This window comes from Pseudomonas sp. GW821-FHT04D07 (genome assembly GCF_059420225.1).
On sequence record NZ_JBWKTH010000012.1, the window covers coordinates 117,958 to 138,964 of the forward strand.

At 62.9% G+C, this 21,007-nt stretch carries 17 protein-coding genes; 7 read left to right on the forward strand and 10 right to left on the reverse strand.

Annotated features, from left to right (window positions below; all coding sequences use genetic code 11):
• Positions 1-43: 43 nt before the first annotated feature.
• The 9 genes from AC07T0_RS16465 to AC07T0_RS16505 form a co-directional block, all read right to left on the reverse strand.
• A complete protein-coding gene (locus AC07T0_RS16465; RefSeq protein ID WP_495002195.1) occupies positions 44-1,021 on the reverse strand; it encodes an NAD(P)-dependent oxidoreductase in 978 nt (325 codons plus the stop codon).
• An 18-nt stretch (positions 1,022-1,039) separates the two neighbouring features.
• Positions 1,040-2,338, reverse strand: a complete 1,299-nt coding sequence (locus tag AC07T0_RS16470; RefSeq protein WP_495002196.1) for an MFS transporter — start codon at positions 2,336-2,338, stop codon at positions 1,040-1,042.
• Between the two features lie 63 nt (positions 2,339-2,401).
• Entirely contained in the window at positions 2,402-3,355 is a 954-nt protein-coding gene (locus AC07T0_RS16475) for a sugar kinase (protein WP_495002197.1), read from the reverse strand.
• Positions 3,348-4,136 carry a sugar phosphate isomerase/epimerase family protein gene (locus AC07T0_RS16480; RefSeq protein WP_495002198.1) on the reverse strand — a complete coding sequence of 263 codons (789 nt, stop codon included), beginning with the start codon at positions 4,134-4,136 and terminating at the stop codon, positions 3,348-3,350. Before AC07T0_RS16480 ends, AC07T0_RS16475 begins: the two co-directional genes overlap by 8 nt.
• A 104-nt stretch (positions 4,137-4,240) precedes the next feature.
• Positions 4,241-5,278 carry a LacI family DNA-binding transcriptional regulator gene (locus tag AC07T0_RS16485; RefSeq protein WP_495002236.1) on the reverse strand — a complete coding sequence of 346 codons (1,038 nt, stop codon included), beginning with the start codon at positions 5,276-5,278 and terminating at the stop codon, positions 4,241-4,243.
• Positions 5,279-5,396: 118 nt separating this feature from the next.
• On the reverse strand, positions 5,397-6,326 hold the full coding sequence (locus AC07T0_RS16490; RefSeq protein ID WP_495002199.1) for an alpha/beta hydrolase: 930 nt from the start codon (positions 6,324-6,326) through the stop codon (positions 5,397-5,399).
• A gap of 180 nt (positions 6,327-6,506) precedes the next feature.
• Positions 6,507-7,448, reverse strand: a complete 942-nt coding sequence (locus AC07T0_RS16495) for a choline ABC transporter substrate-binding protein (RefSeq protein WP_495002200.1) — start codon at positions 7,446-7,448, stop codon at positions 6,507-6,509.
• Positions 7,449-7,585: 137 nt separating this feature from the next.
• Complete coding sequence (locus AC07T0_RS16500) at positions 7,586-8,197, reverse strand: LysE family translocator (RefSeq protein ID WP_495002201.1); 612 nt, start codon at positions 8,195-8,197, stop codon at positions 7,586-7,588.
• 51 nt (positions 8,198-8,248) lie between these two features.
• A complete protein-coding gene (locus AC07T0_RS16505; protein WP_495002202.1) occupies positions 8,249-9,100 on the reverse strand; it encodes a helix-turn-helix domain-containing protein in 852 nt (283 codons plus the stop codon).
• A gap of 173 nt (positions 9,101-9,273) precedes the next feature.
• On the opposite strand from AC07T0_RS16505, the gene AC07T0_RS16510 reads away from it, so the two are divergent.
• The 7 genes from AC07T0_RS16510 (at position 9,274) to AC07T0_RS16540 (ending at position 19,091) form a co-directional block, all read left to right on the forward strand.
• A complete protein-coding gene (locus tag AC07T0_RS16510; protein WP_495002203.1) occupies positions 9,274-10,377 on the forward strand; it encodes a DmpA family aminopeptidase in 1,104 nt (367 codons plus the stop codon).
• 309 nt (positions 10,378-10,686) lie between these two features.
• Entirely contained in the window at positions 10,687-12,135 is a 1,449-nt protein-coding gene (locus tag AC07T0_RS16515) for a serralysin family metalloprotease (protein WP_495002204.1), read from the forward strand.
• A gap of 135 nt (positions 12,136-12,270) precedes the next feature.
• Complete coding sequence (locus AC07T0_RS16520; protein WP_495002205.1) at positions 12,271-12,582, forward strand: protease inhibitor Inh/omp19 family protein; 312 nt, start codon at positions 12,271-12,273, stop codon at positions 12,580-12,582.
• Between the two features lie 184 nt (positions 12,583-12,766).
• A complete protein-coding gene (locus AC07T0_RS16525; protein WP_495002206.1) occupies positions 12,767-14,548 on the forward strand; it encodes a type I secretion system permease/ATPase in 1,782 nt (593 codons plus the stop codon).
• A complete protein-coding gene (locus AC07T0_RS16530; RefSeq protein WP_495002207.1) occupies positions 14,545-15,867 on the forward strand; it encodes an HlyD family type I secretion periplasmic adaptor subunit in 1,323 nt (440 codons plus the stop codon). Before AC07T0_RS16525 ends, AC07T0_RS16530 begins: the two co-directional genes overlap by 4 nt.
• A 1-nt stretch (position 15,868) precedes the next feature.
• Complete coding sequence (locus tag AC07T0_RS16535; RefSeq protein WP_495002208.1) at positions 15,869-17,218, forward strand: TolC family outer membrane protein; 1,350 nt, start codon at positions 15,869-15,871, stop codon at positions 17,216-17,218.
• A 25-nt stretch (positions 17,219-17,243) separates the two neighbouring features.
• Positions 17,244-19,091: a polyurethane esterase gene (locus AC07T0_RS16540; protein ID WP_495002209.1), complete on the forward strand. Its 1,848-nt coding sequence runs from the start codon at positions 17,244-17,246 to the stop codon at positions 19,089-19,091.
• A 181-nt stretch (positions 19,092-19,272) separates the two neighbouring features.
• Here AC07T0_RS16540 and AC07T0_RS16545 read toward each other — a convergent pair whose 3' ends face one another.
• Positions 19,273-20,868, reverse strand: coding sequence for an ArnT family glycosyltransferase (locus AC07T0_RS16545; RefSeq protein ID WP_495002237.1), 1,596 nt, complete (start codon positions 20,866-20,868; stop codon positions 19,273-19,275).
• Between the last annotated feature and the right edge of the window lie 139 nt (positions 20,869-21,007).

Below are 21,007 nucleotides of genomic sequence, written 5' to 3' on the forward strand. Positions count from 1 at the left end.
GAGCGTTGCCGCGTCCTGGCAACGCTCGCTACCCGCACTGGCGTCAGTTCGGGTAGGCCTGCGGATTGACCAGGTTCGCCGGCCGTTCTCCGGCCAGAGCCGCCAGCAGATTGTCCACCGCGCAGCGCGCCATGGCTTCGCGGGTCTCATGGGTGGCCGAGCCGATATGCGGCGTGGCCACCACATTGCTTAGGCTCAGCAAGGGCGAGTCCGGCGCCAGCGGTTCGCGATCGAATACGTCGAGGCCGGCGCCGCGGATCTGGCGGTTCTGCAAGGCCTGGATCAAGGCCTGTTCGTTCACCACCTTGCCCCGGGAAATATTGATGAAAATACTTTCCGGGCGCATCAGGGCCAACTCCCGGGCACCGATCAGTCCCTCGGTTTCAGCGGTCAGGGGCAAGGTCAGGCAGATGAAGTCGGCCTCCTGCAAGAGTGCGTGCAGCCCCAGGTAGCGCGCATTGAAACGCTGTTCCACTGCCGGCTTGGGCGAGTGACTGTGGTAGAGCACCGGCATGCCGAAACCGAAATGCCCACGCTGGGCCAGGGCTTCGCCGATCCGTCCCATGCCGATGATGCCGAGCTTCTTGCCATGTACATCGCTGCCGAAATGCAGCGGGCCGATATTTCGCGTCCACTGCTTGTTGCGCACCAGGTTCGCCAGCTCCACCACGCGCCGGGCGGTGGCCAGGATCAGGGCGAACCCGGTGTCGGCGGTGGTTTCGGTGAGGACGTCCGGGGTGTTGCTGAGCAGGATCCGCCGGCGGTTCAGGTAGTCGATATCGTAATTATCAACGCCGACCGAGACACTGGCGATGGCTTCCAGTCGCGGGGCCAGGTCGAGCAGCGCCGCGTCCAGTTTCAGGCTGGCACCGAGCAGGCCCCGTGCCTCGGGCAGGGCCGCGCGCAGTTGTGCCAGGCCGTTGTCCCCCACGTCCTCGATCAGGGTGACCTGGGTGTGCTCATGCAGGCGAGCCATCAGCGGGGGCGAGAGTTTCTTGTACAACACAACCGGTTTTTTCATCGGATTCGCTCGACAGGTTCAGGGATGGGAAAGCGCACGCCGCGTCGGCAGGCCCTTGGGGGCTGCGCGATCGCTGGCGCCGGGATGGAGGAACACGGTCAGCACCACCGACAGCAACAGGGCAGCGCTCATCAACAGGTAGGAAGCCCCTGGCGAACCGGTTTCGCTGTTCAGGTAGCCCACCAGGTAGGAGCCGCCGAAGGAGCCGAGGGCACCCATGCTGTTGATCAGTGCCATGGCGCCACCGGCGACGTTGGCCGGGAGGATTTCCGGGACAATCGCAAAGAACGGCCCGTAGGGCGCGTACATGCAGGCGCCGGCGAGCACCAGCAAGCTGTAGGACCACCAGAAATGCTCCGCGCCCAGGGCGTAGGAGGCATAGAACGCCAGCGAAGCCACCAGCAACGGCGGCCAGACAAAGCGTTTGCGCCGCTGCAGCTTGTCCGAACCCCAGGACACCGCGAGCATGGCGATCACCGCGGCCAGATAGGGCAAGGCCGACAACCAGCCGGCTTCGACCATGTCCATCTTCAGGCCGCTCTTGAGAATTGACGGCAGCCACAGCACAAAGCCATAGACGCCGATGCTCCAGCAGAAGAACTGCAGGGCGAGGATGATCACCTTGGGTTCGCGGAACGCCTGGGCATAGTTCTTCACCGCCTTGATGCCGACCTGCTCGGCGGCCAGGGCGCTGTCCAGGTCGCGCTTCTCTTGCGCGCTGAGCCAGCTCGCCCGGGCTGGGCGTTCGTCGGCCAAGCGCCACCAGATAAAGGCCCAGATCACCGCCGGCAGGCCTTCGACGATAAACATCCAGCGCCAGCTGAAGTGCTGCACCAGATAGCCCGAGGCCACCGACATCCAGAGCATGGTCACCGGGTTGCCGAGGATCAGGAAGGTATTGGCCCGTGAGCGCTCGGCGCGGGTGAACCAATGGCACAGGTACACCAGCATCGCCGGCATCACGGCGGCTTCGACCACGCCGAGCATGAAGCGGATGCCGATCAGCATATAAGCGTTGGAGACGATGCCGGTGAGGGTGGCCAGGCCGCCCCAGAGGATCAGGCTGACGAAGATCAGCTTTTTCACGCTGTGTTTCTGCGCGTAGAGGGCGCCAGGCACCTGGAAGAAGAAATAGCCGAGAAAGAACAGTGCGCCAAGCAGCGACGACAGGCCGGGGGTGATGTTGAGGTCGGCAGCCATGCCCGAGGCGGCGGCGAAGCCGTAGTTGGCGCGATCCAGGTACGCCAGGCTGTAGGTGATGAAAACGATGGGCATGATGTACCACCAGCGGCGGGTGGCGAGTTTCAGCGTATGCATGGTGTGGCTCCTGAGCTTGTTGTTTTTGTCGCAGCAGGTGGCATTCAAAAAACCTGGTCTTGCTTAATCGACTGGCGCGGGGCGGTGCGCCGCTGTCAGTTGTTCCCGGGTCGGCAGACCTTCCATGTCGCCGCGGCTCTGCACCGCCTGGGCGCCGATCCAGTTGCCGCGCGCCACGGCCTGGGCCACGCTGTGGTTCTCCAGCAGCGCACTGACCACACCGACGGCGAAAGCGTCACCGGCCCCGACCGTGTCCACCACGGTTTGCACCGGCACGGCGGCGACAAAACCCTCGTCTTGCTGGGTCCGGTAGTAGGCGCCGTCGGCCCCGAGCTTGATGGCGACGACGGCGGCGCCCTGGTCGAGGTAGAAGGCGGCGATGTCGCGGGGCTCCTGGTAGCCACTGAGTAAGCGGCCCTCGCTCAGCCCCGGCAGCACCCAATGGGCGAGAGCGGCGAGGGCGTTGATGTCCTCGATCATCTGTTTTTCGCTGGCCCACAGGCTCGGCCGCAGATTGGGATCGAAGGACACGCTGCGTCCGGCGGCCGCCATCTGCGTCATCAGTTCGAACGACAGCTCGCGGGCGCTGGCCGACAGGGCCGGCGGAATACCGGTGGCGTGCAGATGGCGGGCCTTGAGCAGTTCCGGGCGGATATCGGCCACTGACAGGTGGCTGGCCGCCGAACCGCGGCGGAAATATTCCACCTGTGGGTCCTGGCCCTGGTCTTCCCTGGACTTGAGTTGAAAACCGGTGGCACAGGTCGGGTCGATGTCTACGTGGTCACAGTGCAGGCCTTCGCCTTGCAGGGTGTCGATGACGAAACGGCCCAGGGAGTCGGCGCCGACCCGGCTCAGCCAGTTCACCTTGAAGCCCAGGCGCGCGAGGCCGATGGCGACGTTGCTGTCGGCTCCGGCGATGCGTTTGTGGAAGTGCCCGACCCGGGCCAGGTCGCCGGTCTGTTCGGCGACGAACATCGCCATGGTTTCGCCGAACGAGAGGATTTCGATCTCAGGCATGGGCCGTTTCCTCCATGGACCGGCCCAGGCGGGCGAGGGTGTGCACGTGTTCGCGGGTGACGGCCAACAGGTCGTCGCCTTGCAGCGGGTATTCCACGGCCCGGGTCAAACCTTGACTCATCTGACCGATCAAACCTTCCCACCGCTCCAGATCGATGGCGCTCGGTGGCAGGGCGACGAGCTTGCCGTCCGCGCGCTGGGCCACGGCCTTGCAGTGCAGGTAGTCGACATGCCGGCCGAGCAGGCGTGCCGCGCTGCTGGCGGATTGGTCCTGCCAGTGCCAGTTGCCGATATCGAAGGTCATTTTCACCGGCAGGCGCTGTTGCTCAACCTGATCGAAAAAGCGCTGCAAGGGTTCGATGCGCCCGCCCTGGGTGGTCTGGTCGTTCTCCACCAGCAGGTGCACCGCTGAGGCCGACAACAACCCCGCCAGGTTCGACAGGTCGCTGTTGTCACTGAAGTAGCCCAGGGAGACTTTCAGCCAGCGGGCGCCAAAGGCTTCGGCGCGCCGCAGGGTGGCCGCCAGTTGCGAGTCCGGGTGTGACTGACCGGCGGGCCACAGCTCCAGGGGTGACGAGTAGGCGCACTCCAGGCCCATGGCGGCGGTACGGCTCGCAAAGCGCTGGGGGTGTTCATCGGTCAGCAGTTCTTCGCGCACTTCGATACGACGGGCGCCGGCCTCGGCCAGCAGTTCGATAAAGCTTTCCTGGCCGCGTTCGCGGACCAGCGGCGCACCGTAGCTGGAGAGGCTGATAGAGACGGGAAACAGCTGTTCTTTCATTGTTGTTGTACCTCTGAAACCGGTTTCATTTTTTGGCGAACCTCTATAAATGGTTGCAGGCGGCGTGGAAGCTCAGGCAGAACCTGTTGCCCCGGCGCGTCGCCTTAAGAGGGATGCTCCACTTTTACTCGTCGGGTCGAGCCGCGGACGATCAGTTGGGCGGGGAAGTCGATGACTCTCGCGGCGCCCTTGTCTCCCCGTAACCGCTTGAACAGGCAGTCGAAGGCACTGACGCCGATCTGTTGCGTGGGCTGGGCGAGGGCAGTGATGCCGCTACCAACCAGCGGGAACCACTCCAGATCGTCCAGGGCGATCAGGCCAATATCGTCGAACAGCTTGCAACCCAGTTCGCGCAGGGCCTGGACGCTGGCCAGGGCGGCGATGCCGTTGGCACAGAACAGCGCCTTGGGACCGGGGCCCGGCGTGGCCAGGAAGTCTTGCAACTGATGCCGCAGTGACTCACCTGTATGGCCAATGCGACCGCTCAGCGAGCCGCGCCGGGCGATCTCACGGTTGAAGTGCTCGATCCGTTCCAGGCGCGAGCTGGTGCCGTCCAGCGGTTCGCTGACCAGCATCAGGTCGCGGTAACCCTGCTGCTCCAGGTGGTCGACGGCGCTGCGCACGGCGGCAGCGTTGTCGAGGCCGACCAGGTCGCTGTCCAACTGCTCGACCTTGCGATCCACCAACACCATTGGCATTTCCTGGTGCAGTTCCTGCAGTTCTTCGAGGTGATGGCCGAGGGTGTTGAGGATCAGGCCTTCGATGTTGTACGAGCGCAGCGCCGCCAGGTGCAGGCGCTCCTGCTGATCGTCGCGGTCGGTGTTGCACACCACCAGGCTGTAGCCGTGGGCGCGACAGGCGGTTTCCACGCCATGCATCACGGCAATCGAATAAGGGTTGCGGATATCGGCCACCAGCATGCCGATCAGGCGCGTACGGCCGCGCTTCAGACCACGGGCCATCTGGTTGGGGCGGTAGCCCAGTTCGCTGATCGCCTGTTCGATACGCAAGGCGATGGCTTCGGAGAGCAGGGCCCGATCATCGCCGATAAAGCGCGACACGCTGGCCTTGGAAACCCCGGCACGTTCGGCGACATCGAGCATGGTTACGCGGCTGCGTTGGGCAGCGGAAAAACTGTTCACGGCCTGGAACCTTTTCTTGGCGTTGTCGGCAGGCGGTTTGTACATCAGCACTGAAACCGGTTTCAGGAGAACTCAAGACCAGGGTGGTCGTCAAGTCACTTTTTGCCGGCCAGGTCGATTACAGGTCCAGGGAGCGGCGCAATGCGGCGAGGAGTTTGGCGTAGAGCAGATCCACCTCCGGCGCCAGGCCGCGGGCCCGCAGGCAGCCATGCACCAGGCCGTGACCGGGATGGAAAGCCACGGCGACACCGGCTGCTGCAAGGCGCTCGGTGTACTGCACGCCGTCATCGCGCAAGGGGTCGAATTGCGCCACGGCGATAAACGCCGGGGCCAGGTCGCGCAGATCCGTGGCCTGCAACGGCATCGCATAGGCCGCAGGCTTGGCCGAACCCGGCAGGTACAAGGCGTGATAGCCGTGCACATCGCTGGTGCTGAGCAACGGCGCGTCGGCGCATTCGCTGCGCGAGGGCAGCCGCTCGTCACCCCCCAGCCCCGGGTAGATCAGGGCTTGCAGCCGCGGCTGCGCTTGCCCGGCATCACGCAGGGCCAGGCACACGGCGGCGGCGAGATTGCCACCGGCGCTGTCGCCGGCAATCGCCATGCGTTGCGGGTCCAGTTGCCAGGTCGCGGCGTCAGCTTGCAAGCCGCGCCACACCGCCAGGCAATCGTCGAAGGCCGCCGGAAAGGGATGTTCCGGCGCGAGTCGATAGTCGACGGCGATGACCACGGCGTTGAGCAGGGACGCCAGTTCAGCGGTGATGAAATCATGGGAGTCGAGGTCGCCGACCACCCAGCCGCCACCATGCAGGTAGACCACGCTGGGCCAGCCATTGGCAGGTACTGCTGAAGTCGGGCGGTATTGGCGGATGGGCACCTGATCGATCAGTTGTTCGCTGACACTGATGTCCGCCGGGCGTGCCGGGGTGAAAGCCCTGCACATGGCGCTGTAGCCGACGCGCAGACCGTTGATGCTGGTATCCGGATAGCTGAAATCGAGGGTCCTGGCGACAAAGGCGCTGAGTTCGGGAGAGAGCGGGTAATCGGTCATGCGCAGTCTCAGCTGTGTTCTGGATGGCAGGAAAACCGGTAGGAGCGTTATTGGTCTGGAGATAGGTGCTTTATTGTGGGAGCGGAGCTTGCCCGCGAAGAGGCCCGTGAGGACGCTAAAAGCTTCGCGGGCAAGCACCGCTCCCACCCAAACACCGCAGCTGCGCGCCTACAATTAGCGCTATTTCAAACTGGCCTGCACGGTTGCCACGCCGTCCTTGCCGTCAACACTGGTCACGCCGCTCAGCCATTTCTGCAGATCTTCCGGGTGATCGCGCAGCCATTTTTTCGCCACGTCCTGGGGTGTCTGGCGCTCCATGATCGGTACCATCAGTTGGCTTTCCTGGGCGGCGCTGAACGTCAGGTTTTCCAGCAGCTTGTTGACGTTCGGGCAACGCTGGGCGTAATCCGGGGCGGTGACGGTGGATACGGTGGCCGCGCCTTCGTTAGGCCCGTAGACATCTTCGCTGCCGGTCAGGTAGGCGATTTTCATATTGATGTTCATCGGGTGCGGGGTCCAGCCGACGAAGACCACGAACTCCTTGCGGTTGACCGCCCGCTGTACCGCCGCGAGCATCCCGGCTTCCCCGGACTCCACCAGGTTGAAACCCTTGAGGCCGAAGTGGTCGGTATCGATCATGGTCTTGATGGTGGTGTTGGCGCCGCTGCCGGGCTCGATGCCATAGATCTTGCCGCCGAGCTTGTCCTTGAACTTGGCGATATCGGCGAAGGTCTTCAGGCCCGCGTCAGCCACGTATTGCGGCACGGCGAGGGTGGCCTGGGCGTCGGACAGGCTGGGCTGGGCCAGGACCTTGACCTGGTTGGCGGCGATAAAAGGCGCGATGTTCTTGTCCATCGCCGGTTTCCAGTAGCCGAGGAAGATATCCAGGCGTTTGTCACGGATCCCGGCAAAGATGATCTGCTGCACGGCGCTGGTCTGCTTGCTTTCATAGCCCAGTCCATTGAGCAGCACGTCAGCCATGCCACTGGTGGCGATGACGTCGGTCCAGTTGACCACGCCCATGCGCACGGTCTTGCAGGAAGCGTCTTCGGAGGCCAGTACGCTGGTGCTCAGGAGGGCGGTACCGCAGAGGAACAGACAGCTGTTGAACAGTCTTTTCATGATACGCAGGTCTCGCGGCAGGTCGTTTATTGTGGAGTTCGGTGTCTTCATGCACCGTCCGGCCACGTTACGCAGCCGGCTGCTGGCAAAAGCGCACCAGTGCGACCGGCTTTTGCACTGCGGCGACTCCCGCCCCGTTATACCAGCACGCTCAGCCAGGTCGAAACCAGCAGCAACAACGCCATGCAGCGATTGAACCGCTGCATCGCCAGGGGCGAGCGAAACAACCGCGCGGAGCCGACCCCGAGCACCGCCCACAGGCTCATGCACGGCAGCGACACCAGGAAGAACACCAGGGACAGCGACAGCACGTGGGCCTGGCGCTCGGCGCCGCTGCCGGCGAACACGCCGACCACCGCCAGGGCCATCATCCAGACCTTCGGGTTGATCAGTTGCAGGCTGGCCGCGCCCAGCAGGCCGAGGCGTTTGACCGGGGCCGCATCGGGGTCGATGGCGTGGGCCGGGGCGCTGAAGATCTGCCAGGCCAGGTAGCTCAGCCAGGCGATGCCGAGCCATTGCATGCCCGTCCGCACCTGGGGCAGTCGTGCCAGTGATTCACCGACACCGCTGCCCACCAGCAGGACGATCAGTGCGGCGCCAGCACCGGCGCCGAGGATGATCGGCAGCGCTGCCGCCAAACCATGGCGGGCACTGTTACTCAGCACCAGGATGTTGTTCGGCCCGGGAGTGACGGAGGCGACGATGGCGAAGAGCACAAAGGGCAGGAGGCTGGAAAGACTGGACAACATGGCGGCGGGCTCCGGGGAAAGATCGATGCAGCGATCTTCCCGTGTGCCGCTTCAGGCGTCTGGAAGATTTGAGCAGCGCTTGCGGTAGGCGGCGGGCGTCAGCCCATAGGCGCGCACGAACCAGCGGCCCAGGTGGCTCTGGTCGGCAAAGCCCAGGGTCACGGCGACGTTCGCCGGGGTTTCGCCCCGGGACAGCAGTTGCCGGGCCTTGGCCACCCGTAATTGCACCAGGTAGGCATGGGGCGGCAGGCCGTAGGCGGCCTTGAAAGCGCGGGTCAGGCGGAAGCGGTCGACACCGCAGACGGCGGCGACCTCATCCAGGCTCAGGTCGTGTTGCAGATGGGCGTGCAGGTACTCGCGGGCGACCTGCGCGACCCGCGGCAGGCGCGGGTCGTCGCGGTAGCGGGCGCGCCAGTGCAGATGGTCGGTGAGGCTGGCGAACATCTGGTCGAGGGCGCTTTGCCGGACAATGCGCAATTCCTGGGTGTGAATGGCCTGGAACGCGGCACTGGTGGCCTGGGCCAGGCGGGTGTCGGTGGCCAGGGTGTTGGCAAAACTCAATTGGCTACCCGCTGGGGCCTCCTCGAACAGCGCGCTCAGTTCCCGTTCCAGCCAGTGCGGGTCGAGATAGATCGTTCGGTAGGTGAAACCGCCTTCAGTGGGGGCGTCGCCGTCGTGGATCTCGCCGGGTTCGAGCAGAAATACGTTGCCCGCCAGGCTCTGGTAGCGGGTGCGACGGCAATTGAACTGCTGCACGCCTTGCTCGGTGACTCCCACCAGGTAGCTGTCGTGCCAGTGGGCATCATAGGCATGGGTATGGCCTTGGAAACGCGCGCGCAGCGTTTCAATGCCGGTGTCCCGGTCCTGGTTCAGGTCGACCCAGTGGTTGGCGGTGCTGGACATGGGGTTCCCGGAGTCGTGGTCAATCGTGCAGTGGTTCAGTTAATGCCTGCGGTCGGGTATCCGTCTAGAAGATCCGTGCAAGGGCTCGACACTACCCCGATAGGGGAATTGGCGGGCAGGTGACGAGCGCCTAGAGTGGCGGCACATTTCAAATACGCAGACAGAGAGGGATTATGCGCGCGCGCGAATGGGGAATCACCCTGGGCCTGGGAACACCGGGTCCACTCAATGCCATCACCGATGTGCCGGGGGTACGGGTCGGTCACAGTACGCTGAAGAGCGAAATCGACGGCAAGCAGGTACGCACCGGGGTGACGCTGATCCAGCCACGAGCCGGGGTGGCGCGGGCGCAACCCTGTTTTGCCGGTTGCCATGTGCTCAACGGCAATGGCGATGCCACGGGGCTGGAGTGGATTCGCGAAGCCGGGCTGCTGACCACGCCGGTGGCGATCACCAATACCCATAGTGTGGGTGTGGTGCGCGATGCGCTGATCGCCGACGAGCGTGACAGCCTGGCGGACCCGGCAGTGTACTGGTGCATGCCGGTGGTCATGGAGACCTATGACGGGGTGCTCAACGATATCTGGGGCCAGCATGTCGGCCCCACGCAGGTCCGTGAAGCGTTGGCCGATGCCAAGCCCGGGCCGGTAACTGAAGGCGCGGTGGGGGGCGGTACCGGGATGATCTGCCACGAGTTCAAAGGGGGTATCGGCACTTCGTCACGGCGTTTGCCGGCAGCGCAGGGCGGCTGGATCGTCGGTGCATTGGTCCAGGCTAACCATGGCAAACGCCAGGAGCTGCGGGTGGATGGCTATCCGGTCGGTCGCCAGTTGCTGGACATCCCGTCGCCTTTCGCCCGCCGCGGCAGTCCGGGGATGGGCTCGATCGTGGTAGTCCTCGCCACCGATGCACCGTTGCTGCCTCATCAATGCCAGCGCCTGGCGCAACGGGCCTCTATCGGTATCGCCCGTACCGGTGGTGGCACCGAGGACTCCAGCGGCGATATCTTCCTGGCCTTCGCCACCGGCAACGAGCAAATACCGACGGCCGATTACGGGCGCAAGGACCGGCCTTTCAGCAGCCCACTGACGATGGTCAACAATGACCATATTTCCCCGCTGTTCCTGGCGGCCGCCGAAGCGGTGGAGGAGGCGATCATCAATGCTCTGCTGGCCGGCGAGGACATGACCAGCGCCGATGGAACAGCGGTGCCGGCGTTAAAGGGCGAAGTTGTCCTGAATGCACTCAGGACATGCGGGTGGCCGGGAAATGTATAAGTAAGGAAATGACTACTCGGTCATTTATTGATGCACTTCGCATGTGTATTCTTGTGGCTTGAAGTTTTCCGAAAGTCTGCTTGCTGGAGTCGGTCGTTATTGTCATAAAAAACTTTCACGACATAGACCAATGTTTGTAGGCGTTTTCCTTGTTTTGGCGATTTGCTATCAAAAAAACGCTGGACGTTTGATTTCAGATTGTGTCAGTTTCTCGCTGCCTTCAAAAAGGGCGAGTGATAGGATGATCTCGCCAAGGGATTGTCGCTATCTGACAAAAACTGTTTCACTTGCAAACAAGGAAGTGTGTTTATGTCGAAAGTCAAAACCAAAGCTATTGTTTCCCCGGAGGCGGCACTGGCGGCCAACGGTACAAGTTCCGCCTTTAACCAGATCGATAGCTTCAGCCATCAATACGACCGTGGCGGCAACCTCACGGTCAATGGCAAACCCTCCTACTCCGTCGATCAAGCCGCCACGCAACTGTTGCGTGACGGTGCCGCCTGGCACGATCTGGACGGCAGCGGCAAGATCGAACTGACCTACAGCTTTCTGACTTCCCAGACCTCGAATTTCAGCGGTCTGGGCGTCACCGGGTTCAGTCAGTTCAGCGCGTTGCAGAAGTCGCAGGCCGTTCTGTCCATGCAATCCTGGGCGGACGTGGCCAACGTGACCTTCACGGAGGCCGCGAAAGGTGGCGATGGTCATATGACCTTCGGTAACTACAGTGGCGGACAGGAAGGCGCGGCCGCATTCGCCTTTCTGCCGGGAACCGAGCCTGGCTACGACGGCCAGTCCTGGTACCTGACCGGCAGCGGCTACAACGTCAACAAGACGCCTGGCCTGAACAACTACGGTCGCCAGACCCTGACCCATGAGATCGGCCATACCCTCGGCCTGGCTCATCCCGGTGACTACAACGCCGGCGAAGGCAACCCGACCTACAATGACGCGTCCTATGCTCAGGACACCCGCGGCTACAGCGTCATGAGTTACTGGAGCGAGAGCAACACCAGCCAGAACTTCAGCAAAGGCGGGGTCGAGGCTTATTCCTCGGGCCCGCTGATGGATGATATCGCGGCGATCCAGAAACTCTACGGCGCCAACTACAGCACCCGTGCCGGTGATACCACCTATGGGTTCAACTCCAATGCCGGTCGCGACTACCTGAGCGCCACCTCGTCTTCGGACAAGCTGGTGTTCTCGGTCTGGGACGGTGGCGGCAATGACACCCTGGACTTCTCCGGGTTCACCCAGAACCAGAAGATCAACCTGCATGACGGCTCGTTTTCCGACGTTGGCGGCATGGTGGGCAATATCTCCATTTCCCAGGGTGTCACGATCGAGAACGCCATCGGCGGTTCGGGCAACGACCTGCTGATCGGCAACGACGTGGCCAACGAACTGCGCGGCGGTGCCGGCAACGACATCCTCTACGGGGCTGGCGGTGCCGACAAACTCTGGGGTGGTTCGGGCAGCGATACCTTTGTGTTCGCCGCCGTTTCCGACTCGGCGCCGAATGCCGCCGACCGGATCATGGATTTCACCAGTGGCCAGGACAAGATCGATTTGTCCGGGATCACCCATGGTTCGGGCCTGACCTTCGTCAACGCATTCACCGGCCATGCCGGCGATGCTCTGCTGACGTATGCCTCGGGCAGCAACCTGGGTACCCTGGCGGTGGACTTCTCCGGACACGGCGTCGCCGATTTCCTGGTGACCACCGTGGGTCAGGCAGCGGTCACGGATATCGTGGCTTGAGTTGATGCGGTACGGGCAGCGCTGCAGCGCTGCCCTCTGGCCCGGTAGTCGATACCCATGATCAAGACCTGTGTCCGCAGTATCTATTCGACGTGGCTGATGGCTGCGTTTCTGACGTTTTTTGGAGCAGTCACCATGGCGAGAAGCCTGATCCTGACCCCACCCGAGGCCCTTGCCGGTCAGTGGCGGATGTACCCCGAAGGTGAACAAGCCAAGGCCTGCGAGCTTGACTTGGTGCTGCAATCACCACGCCTGGCTGGCGACCTGGCGTGCATCGCCGGCTGGTTGGGCGAGCGCCCGGCCAATTGGGAGCCGACGCCCGATGGCCTGTGGCTGTATGGCGCCGAAGGCTCCGGAATCGTGCACTTCAATCGGCAGAGGGCGGACCGTTATGAAGTGCGCTTGAAGAGTGGCAGCGTTCTGGTGCTGGTGCGCGGTACGTCCTGAGTATTCAGAGGCAAATCGATTAAACGGTCACTGGATGTCCAGTGTCTGTTAGTTGTTTTCTTGTTCAGTCTTTAATGAGTCGCGAAAGAACGGCTCCTGTTGGAAGTACCTATATTCCCGAGCGGCTCGCCGGCCATCGAATAAAGGTACGTATCCGGCTGTCCGTAAACTTCAAGGAAGAGAGATGAGCCCGCCGAAAATGATGTCCGGGACACCTTTGATCCGTGTGCTCGGCGATTATAAAAGTGTCCTGCTCAGCGTCGGTTGTTTCACCGCGCTGATCAATCTGTTGATGCTGGTGCCTTCGATTTACATGCTCCAGGTCTATGACCGGGTATTGACCTCACAGAATGAAACCACCCTGGTGATGTTGACCCTGATGGTGGTGGGGTTCTTTGCCTTTATCGGGCTGCTGGAAGTGCTCCGCAGTTTTATCGTGATCCGCATCGGCAGTGCCCTGGAGCGGCGCCTGAACCTGCGGGTCTATCAGGCGGCCTTCGAGCGCAACCTGTTGCGCGGCGAGGGACACGCCGGCCAGTCCCTCGGCGACCTGACCCAGATTCGCCAGTTCCTTACCGGGCCGGCGCTGTTCGCCTTTTTCGACGCCCCCTGGTTTCCCATCTATCTGCTGGTGATCTTCCTGTTCAATCCCTGGCTGGGGGTCTTCGCCAGTGTCGGCGTCTTGCTGCTGATTGCCCTGGCCTGCCTTAACGAGTCGATGACCAAAAAGCCCCTGAGCGAAGCCAGCGGTTATTCGCAGCGCTCGACTCAGTTGGCCACCAGTCACCTGCATCACGCCGAAACTATCCAGGCCATGGGCATGCTCGGCGCGCTGCGCACGCGCTGGTTCCAGGTGCACTCGAGATTTCTCGCGCGGCAGAACCGCGCCAGCGATACCGGGGCGGTGCTTACTTCCCTGAGCAAGATGTTGCGCCTGTGCCTGCAATCGCTGGTGTTGGGCCTGGGCGCGCTGTTGGTGATCAAGGGTGAGATGAGCGCCGGGATGATGATCGCCGGCTCCATCCTGATGGGGCGGGTGCTCAGCCCCATCGACCAGTTGATTGCGGTGTGGAAACAGTGGAGCACGGCCAAGCTCGCCTACCAGCGCCTGGACAGTCTGTTGCGCGACTTCCCAGAAGTAGAAGGGCAGATGAGCCTGCCCGCGCCCCAGGGCCAGGTGGCCTTTGAACAGGTCAGCGCCGGACCGCCGGGCAAGCGTATCGCGACCCTGCACCAGGTGAGTTTCAGCCTGGCCCCCGGTGAAGTGCTGGGGGTGCTCGGCTCCTCCGGCTCGGGCAAGTCGACTCTGGCCCGGGTGCTGGTGGGCGTCTGGCCGACCCTGGGCGGCACCGTGCGCCTGGACGGTGCCGACCTGCACCGCTGGGACCGCGACGATCTCGGTCCACATATCGGTTACCTGCCCCAGGACATCGAGTTGTTCAGCGGCACCATTGCCGAAAACATCGCCCGGTTTGCCGAGGTCGATTCAGCGAAGGTGGTCGAGGCGGCGCGCCAGGCCGCTGTGCACGAATTGATCCTGCGTCTGCCTCAGGGCTACGACACCTTGCTCGGCGAAGACGGTAGCGGCCTGTCCGGCGGACAGAAGCAGCGCGTGGCGCTGGCCCGTGCGTTGTATGGCGGCCCGCGCCTGGTGGTGCTGGACGAGCCCAACTCCAATCTCGACGTGGTTGGTGAAACCGCCTTGACCCAGGCGATTGCCCAGCTCAAGACACGGGGCTGCACGGTGGTTCTGGTGACCCACCGTTCCACCTCCCTGACCCAGGCGGACAAGTTGCTGGTGCTCAACGAAGGTCGCTTGCAAGCCTTCGGCAGCAGCGCCGATGTGCTCAAGGCACTCTCGGCCGGCGTGGCACCACCACCCCAATCAACCCGCGAGACCGCGACTCCGGCCGGCGTCAGCCTGAGCCGACAGTATCCGGCGCCGACGCGCAGCAGCGGCGCATGAGCAAGGACAGCACGATGCAGATCAGTACCCCTGTTGAATACCACGATGCCCGGTTCTTTGCCCGTCTGGGCTGGTGGTTGGCGCTGGTGGGCGCTGGCAGCTTCTTTCTCTGGGCGGCCCTGGCGCCGCTGGACCAGGGCATTGCGGTGCAAGGCAGCGTGGTGGTGTCCGGCAAGCGCAAGGCGGTGCAATCCCTGGGCGGCGGCGTGGTCAGCCGGATCCTGGTGCGCGAAGGGCAAGTGGTGCATCAGGGCCAACCGCTGTTTCGTCTCGACCAGACCCAGCTGTCGGCCGATGTGCAATCACTGCAGGCCCAGTACCGCATGGCCTGGGCCAGTCAGGCACGCTGGCAGAGCGAGCGCGATAGCCTGCCGCGGGTGGTGTTTCCCGCCGAGTTGAGCAGCGATCCCGACCCACGCCTGGCGCTGGTGCTCGAAGGCCAGCGGCAGTTGTTCAGCAGCCGTCGCGAAGCCTTTTCCCGCGAGCAGGCCGGTATCCGCGCCAGTATCGATGGCGCCGCTTCGCAACTGGCCGGTATGCGCCGGGCGCGTAGCGACATGCTGGCCCGCGCCGACTCCCTGCACAGTCAGCTGGATAACCTCAAACCCCTGGCGGACAGCGGCTATATCCCGCGCAACCGCCTGCTCGACTACCAGCGCCAGTTGTCCCAGGTGCAACAGGACCTGGCACAGAACAATGGCGAAAGCGGGCGGGTCGAGCAGGGCATTGTCGAGTCGCGGCTCAAGCTCTCCCAGCACGGTGAGGAATATCAGAAGGAGGTCCGCGGCCAACTGGCCGAGGCCCAGCTCAAGACCCTGACCTTGGAGCAGCAACTGCGTTCGGCGGGTTTCGATCTGCAACACAGCGAGATCAGTGCGCCAGCGGAGGGCATCGCGGTCAACCTGAGCGTACACACCGAAGGCGCGGTGATCCGCGCCGGGGAAACCCTGCTGGAGATCGTGCCCCAGGGCGAGCGCCTGGAAGTCGAGGGACACCTGCCGGTCAACCTGGTGGACAAGGTAGGCAGCCATCTGCCGGTGGATATCCTGTTCACCGCCTTCAACCAGAGTCGCACGCCACGGGTGCCTGGCGAAGTCAGCCTGATCTCCGCCGACCAGCTGCTCGATGAAAAGACCGGCGCACCGTATTACCTGCTGCGCACTTCGGTGAGCGACATGGCCCTGGGAAAACTCAACGGGTTGGTGATCAAGCCGGGCATGCCCGCCGAGATGTTTGTGCGTACCGGCGAGCGCTCACTGCTCAACTATCTGTTCAAACCGCTGCTGGACCGCGCGGGTTCCGCGCTGACCGAGCAATAGGATGTTCCACCGAATGAAGACACTGTCGATGATCGCGGCAACGCTGTCCCTGTTGGTCAGCACCGGCAGCCAGGCCATGGGGCCGTTCCAGGTTTATGAGCAGGCGCTGCGCAATGACCCGGTATTCCTCGGCGCGCTCAAGGAGCGCGATGCCGGCCAGGAAAATCGCGTCATTGGCCGCGCCGGCCTGCTGCCGAAGATTTCCTACAACTACAACCAGGGCCGCAACGATTCACGGGCCACCTACCTCAGCGAACGCGGCAACGCCCATGAGGATCGCCACTACACCAGCTCCGGTTCCACGCTGATGCTGCAACAACCGCTGATCGACTACGAGGCCTATGCCAATTACCGCAAGGGCGTGGCGCAAGCGTTGTTCGCCGATGAAACCTTTCGCGGCAAGAGCCAGGAGCTGCTGGTACGGGTCCTGACCCATTACACCCAGGCGCTGTTTGCCCAGGACCAGATCGAGATCGCCCAGGCCCGCAAGAAAGCCTATGAAGAGCAGTTCCAGCAGAACGAGCAGTTGTTCCGCCAGGGCGAGGGCACGCGCACCGATATTCTCGAGGCGGAGTCGCGTTTCGAGTTGGCCACTGCCGAGGAGATCGAGGCGCGCAACGAACAGGACGCCGCCTTGCGCAAGCTGGGGGCGCTGATTGGCGTACCGTCGGTGGACGTTTCCGAACTGGCGCCGCTGGCCCAGGCTTTTCAGTCGTTTCCCCTGGAACCGGCCAATTTTGATACCTGGCACGCCATGGCCCTGGAGAACAACCCGACCCTGGCCTCCCAGCGCCAGGCCCTCGAAGTGGCCCGCTATGAAGTGGAGCGCAACCGCGCCGGGCATCTGCCCAAGCTCAATGCCTATGTCAGCGTGCGCAAGAGCGAGTCCGACAGCAGCAACACCTACAACCAGCGCTACGACACCAACACCATCGGTTTCGAGGTGAACGTGCCGTTGTTCGCTGGCGGCGGGGTCTCGGCGTCAGTACGCCAGGCCAGCGCCAACCTGGAGCAGGCCGAGTACGAACTGGACGGCAAGACCCGCGAAACCCTGATCGAGCTACGGCGCCAGTTCAGTGCCTGCCTGTCGGGCGTGAGCAAATTGCGCGCCTATCAGAAGGCCTTGAATTCGGCTGAAGCCCTGGTGCTGTCGACGAAGCAGAGCATCCTCGGCGGCGAGCGGGTCAACCTCGATGCGCTGAACGCCGAGCAGCAGCTCTACAGCACCCGGCGCGACTTGGCCCAGGCGCGCTACGACTACCTGATGGCCTGGACCAAATTGCATTACTACGCGGGCACCTTGCGCGAAACCGACCTGGCCAGGGTCGATGAGGCCTTTGTGCGTCAATAATTCCAACCAGCAAGGAGGCAATACCATGGGTGTGTTTGACTATAAAAACCTAGGGACCGAGGCTTCAAAAGCGCTGTATTCCGATGCGCTGGCGATCACCTTGTATTCCTACCACAACCTCGATAACGGCTTTGCCGTGGGCTACCAGCAGAATGGCTTCGGCCTCGGCCTGCCGGCGACCCTGGTCAAGGCCCTGCTCGGTGGCACGGATGCCCAGGGGGTCATCCCCGGTATACCGTGGAACCCGGATTCGGAGAAAGCCGCGCTGGTGGCGGTGAATGCGGCTGGCTGGACACCCATCAGCGCCGCGCAACTGGGCTACGGCGGCAAGACCGACGCCCGCGGCACCTTCTATGGCGAGACGGCCGGCTACACCACGGCGCAGGCGGAAATCCTCGGCAAGTACGACGCCAGCGGACACCTGAGCGAGATCGGTGTGTCCTTCCGTGGTACCAGCGGGCCGCGGGAAAGCGAGATCAGCGACAGCATCGGCGATGCGATCAACGACTTGCTGGCAGCCATCGGACCCAAGGATTACGCGAAGAACTACAGCGCCAACGCCTTCGAAGGCTTGCTCAAGAGCGTGGCGAGCTTTGCCGCGGCCAACGGTCTTTCCGGCAAGGACGTGCTGGTCAGCGGCCACAGCCTGGGCGGGCTGGCAGTCAACAGTGTGGCCGACCTGAGCCAGGACCATTGGGGCGGTTTCTACAAGGACGCCAACTATATCGCCTTCGCTTCGCCGACCCAGAGCGGCGCGGGCCCCCAGGTGCTGAATATCGGTTATGAAAACGACCCGGTGTTCCGCGCCCTCGATGGCTCCAGCCTGACCCTGGCAACCCTGGGCGTGCACGATGCGAACAAGGCATCGGCGACCAACAATATCGTCAGCTTCAACGACCATTACGCGTCCGATGCCTGGAACCTGCTGCCGTTTTCCATCGGTAATGTCGCCACCTGGATTTCCCACCTGCCGACGGCTTATGGCGATGGCCTGAACCGGGTGCTGGGGTCGCAGTTCTATGACCTGACCAGTAAGGACTCGACCATCATCGTCGCTAACCTGTCGGACCCGGCGCGGGACAAGACCTGGGTGCAAGACCTCAATCGCAACGCCGAAACCCATAGCGGCAGCACCTTTATCATCGGCAGCGAGGCCAATGATCTGCTCAAGGGTGGCCGTGGCAACGATTACATCGAAGGGCGTGGCGGCGACGATACTTTCCGGGACGACGGTGGCTATAACATCATCCTCGGCGGCAAGGGCAACAACACCTTCGACCTGCAGAAATCCCTGGGCAGCTTCGATATCGCCAATGATGGCCACGGCACCTTGTATATCCGCGATGCCGTGGGCGGTATCACCATCGCCCAGAATATCGGCACGCTGGTCAGCAAGGAGTCGAGCCTGGTGTTCTTCAACAAGGACGTGGCCCATGTGGTGGGCAACCAGAGCTTGTCCGAGGGGAGCTACGTCAACTCGCAGGTGGGCAGCGATGGGACCGATACACTGATCGCGAAGTCTTCGGGGGAGTGGCTGCTGGGTAATGGCGGGGACGATCATCTGGTCGGTGCGGTCAAGGGCGGCAACCTGTTTATCGGTGGCGCGGGGAATGACCTGATGGACGCGAAGGGCGGCGGTAATACCTTTCTGTTCAACGGCTTCAATGGCGCGTTCGGCCAGGACAAGATCACCGGCTTCCAGGCGTCCGACAAACTGGTGTTCATGGGTTATGCCGATTCCCAGGGACACACTATCCAGGAGCACGCCAGGGTGGTGGGGCACGATACCGTGCTGACTTTCGGGGCGGATTCGGTGACGCTGGTGGGGGTAGGGCTGGATGTGCTGAAGGGGGCGAGTGTAGTTATCGCCTAACGCGGTGAATGGGATATCGCAATCGCTGCGGTGCGGCGTCCCGACAACCATAGAATCTCCCACAGTTCGGTGTTGAACACCGATGCTATGTCCGACAGAAATCCTGTGGGAGCCGGCTTGCCGGCGATTGCGGCCTCAAGACCGCCAAAAGCTTCGCTGGCAAGCCATGCTCCTACAGGTTTTATGGCAGCTTCAACAACACATAATCGTTCTTGTCGAAGCGCTGGCTGAGCACCGGGACCAGATCGCCGATGGCCGTGCCTTTCAGTGCTTCGTAATGGTCCTTGTCCATCATCACCCAGGCCGGTCGCGCCACGCCCTGAAGTTGCTCGGGGGTTTCGCTGAAGATCGGCTGCAGATCGCTCTCGGCATTGACCATGAACTTGATTGCCCGTCCATCCTTGCCCACCGCATGCATGACCAGCGGGGCCGGGTCCTTCTGCATCAACTGCTGGGTGGCCTGGGTAAAGCCGCGAGTGTCATAGGCCACGCGCTCAGTCGGTTCGACAATCAGGATATAGCTGCTCCACAGCGCCAGGACCGCACAGCCGGCCAGCCCGAGTGCACGCCAGCGGGCGTTGAACAGCGCCAGCACGGCGATCACCTGCAAGGCCCCGACCAGATAAGGTGCGACGCCCAAGGTCGGCAGTTCCTCGGGAAAGCGCCGATGCAACATGAACATCCCGGCGATCAGCAGGCCCGGGAGGATCAGCCAGAGCCCCTGCATCAGCCCACGCAACCAGGCGAACAGACGGCCCTTGGCAACCTGGAACGGATAGGCGGCGACGATCGCCGCCATCGGCACCATCGGCAGGATATAACGGGCTTTTTTCGCCTGGGGCACGGACAAACCGAGCATCACGATCAAGCCGGCCGCGACCGCATAGAGGGTCAGTTGCAAGGCCGGTCCACGATGTTGGCGACCGGTTGCGAGGATGGCCACCAGCACCAGTACCGCCAATGGATAAGCCAGGGCGTAATTACCAAAGGCACTACTGAAGTAATACAGCGTTCCGCTGGAACCCGCCGAGCCATCCATGCGGCCGGTGAACTGCATGCGGATCACTTCCTGGAGGAAGGCTGGACCGCCGTCCAGCGAGGCCAGCCACAACAGCAGGCCGATGCAGGCCGCCAGCAGGAACAGGGCCTGGAAGCCGAACACCAACAGCCGGCGCCATTGACCGCTGAGCAGGTAGAAGCTGCAGAGCATGCCGGTGGGGATCACCAGGCCCATCGGGCCGCGAATGGCAAAGCCCAGTACCAGCAGCGCCAGGAGCAGCACGCTGCGTTTCGGCGCGGCGTAGTATCTGGCGGCATAACCCAGGTAGAACACCGCCAGGGACACGGCGGCGAGCATCTGGTCCAGGGATACGGCACGGGTTTCAATCAGGAAGTTGTTGGTCAACAACAGCAGGGCGATGCTCAGCAGCGCCCAGCGTGGCGAATGCGGGGCCACCAGCCGGTACATCAGCACCACGATCCAGGCCGAAGCCAGAGCGCTCGGCAGCCAGGCGGCGAGGGCGTTGACCGTGCCGAACGGCAGCGCAAGCAACCAGATCAACAGGGTGGAAAACGCCGAATAATCCGGATACGGCTCGCCATAGGTGGTTGGGAAGAAACTTGGGCCATGGCGCAGCATTTCCTCGGCGAACAGCACGAAGCGCGAGTCAAAGCCGATGGCGGCTTGCTGATAGACGCCGGCGATAAACAACAGCAGGGCTACCAGACCCAGGCCGAGGGATTGGCGGTTCAGGGTATTGCGGGATGGGGACGTCAATGTCACGGCCGTGAACCTGAAAAAAACGGGCGAGCCCGTTAGGAACGAAAACGCGGTCATTTTTTGGAAATGACCGCGTCGTTTGTTTATCTGGGCCAAGCCCGATGCACTGGCCTGAACCCAGACCTTGAGAACACCC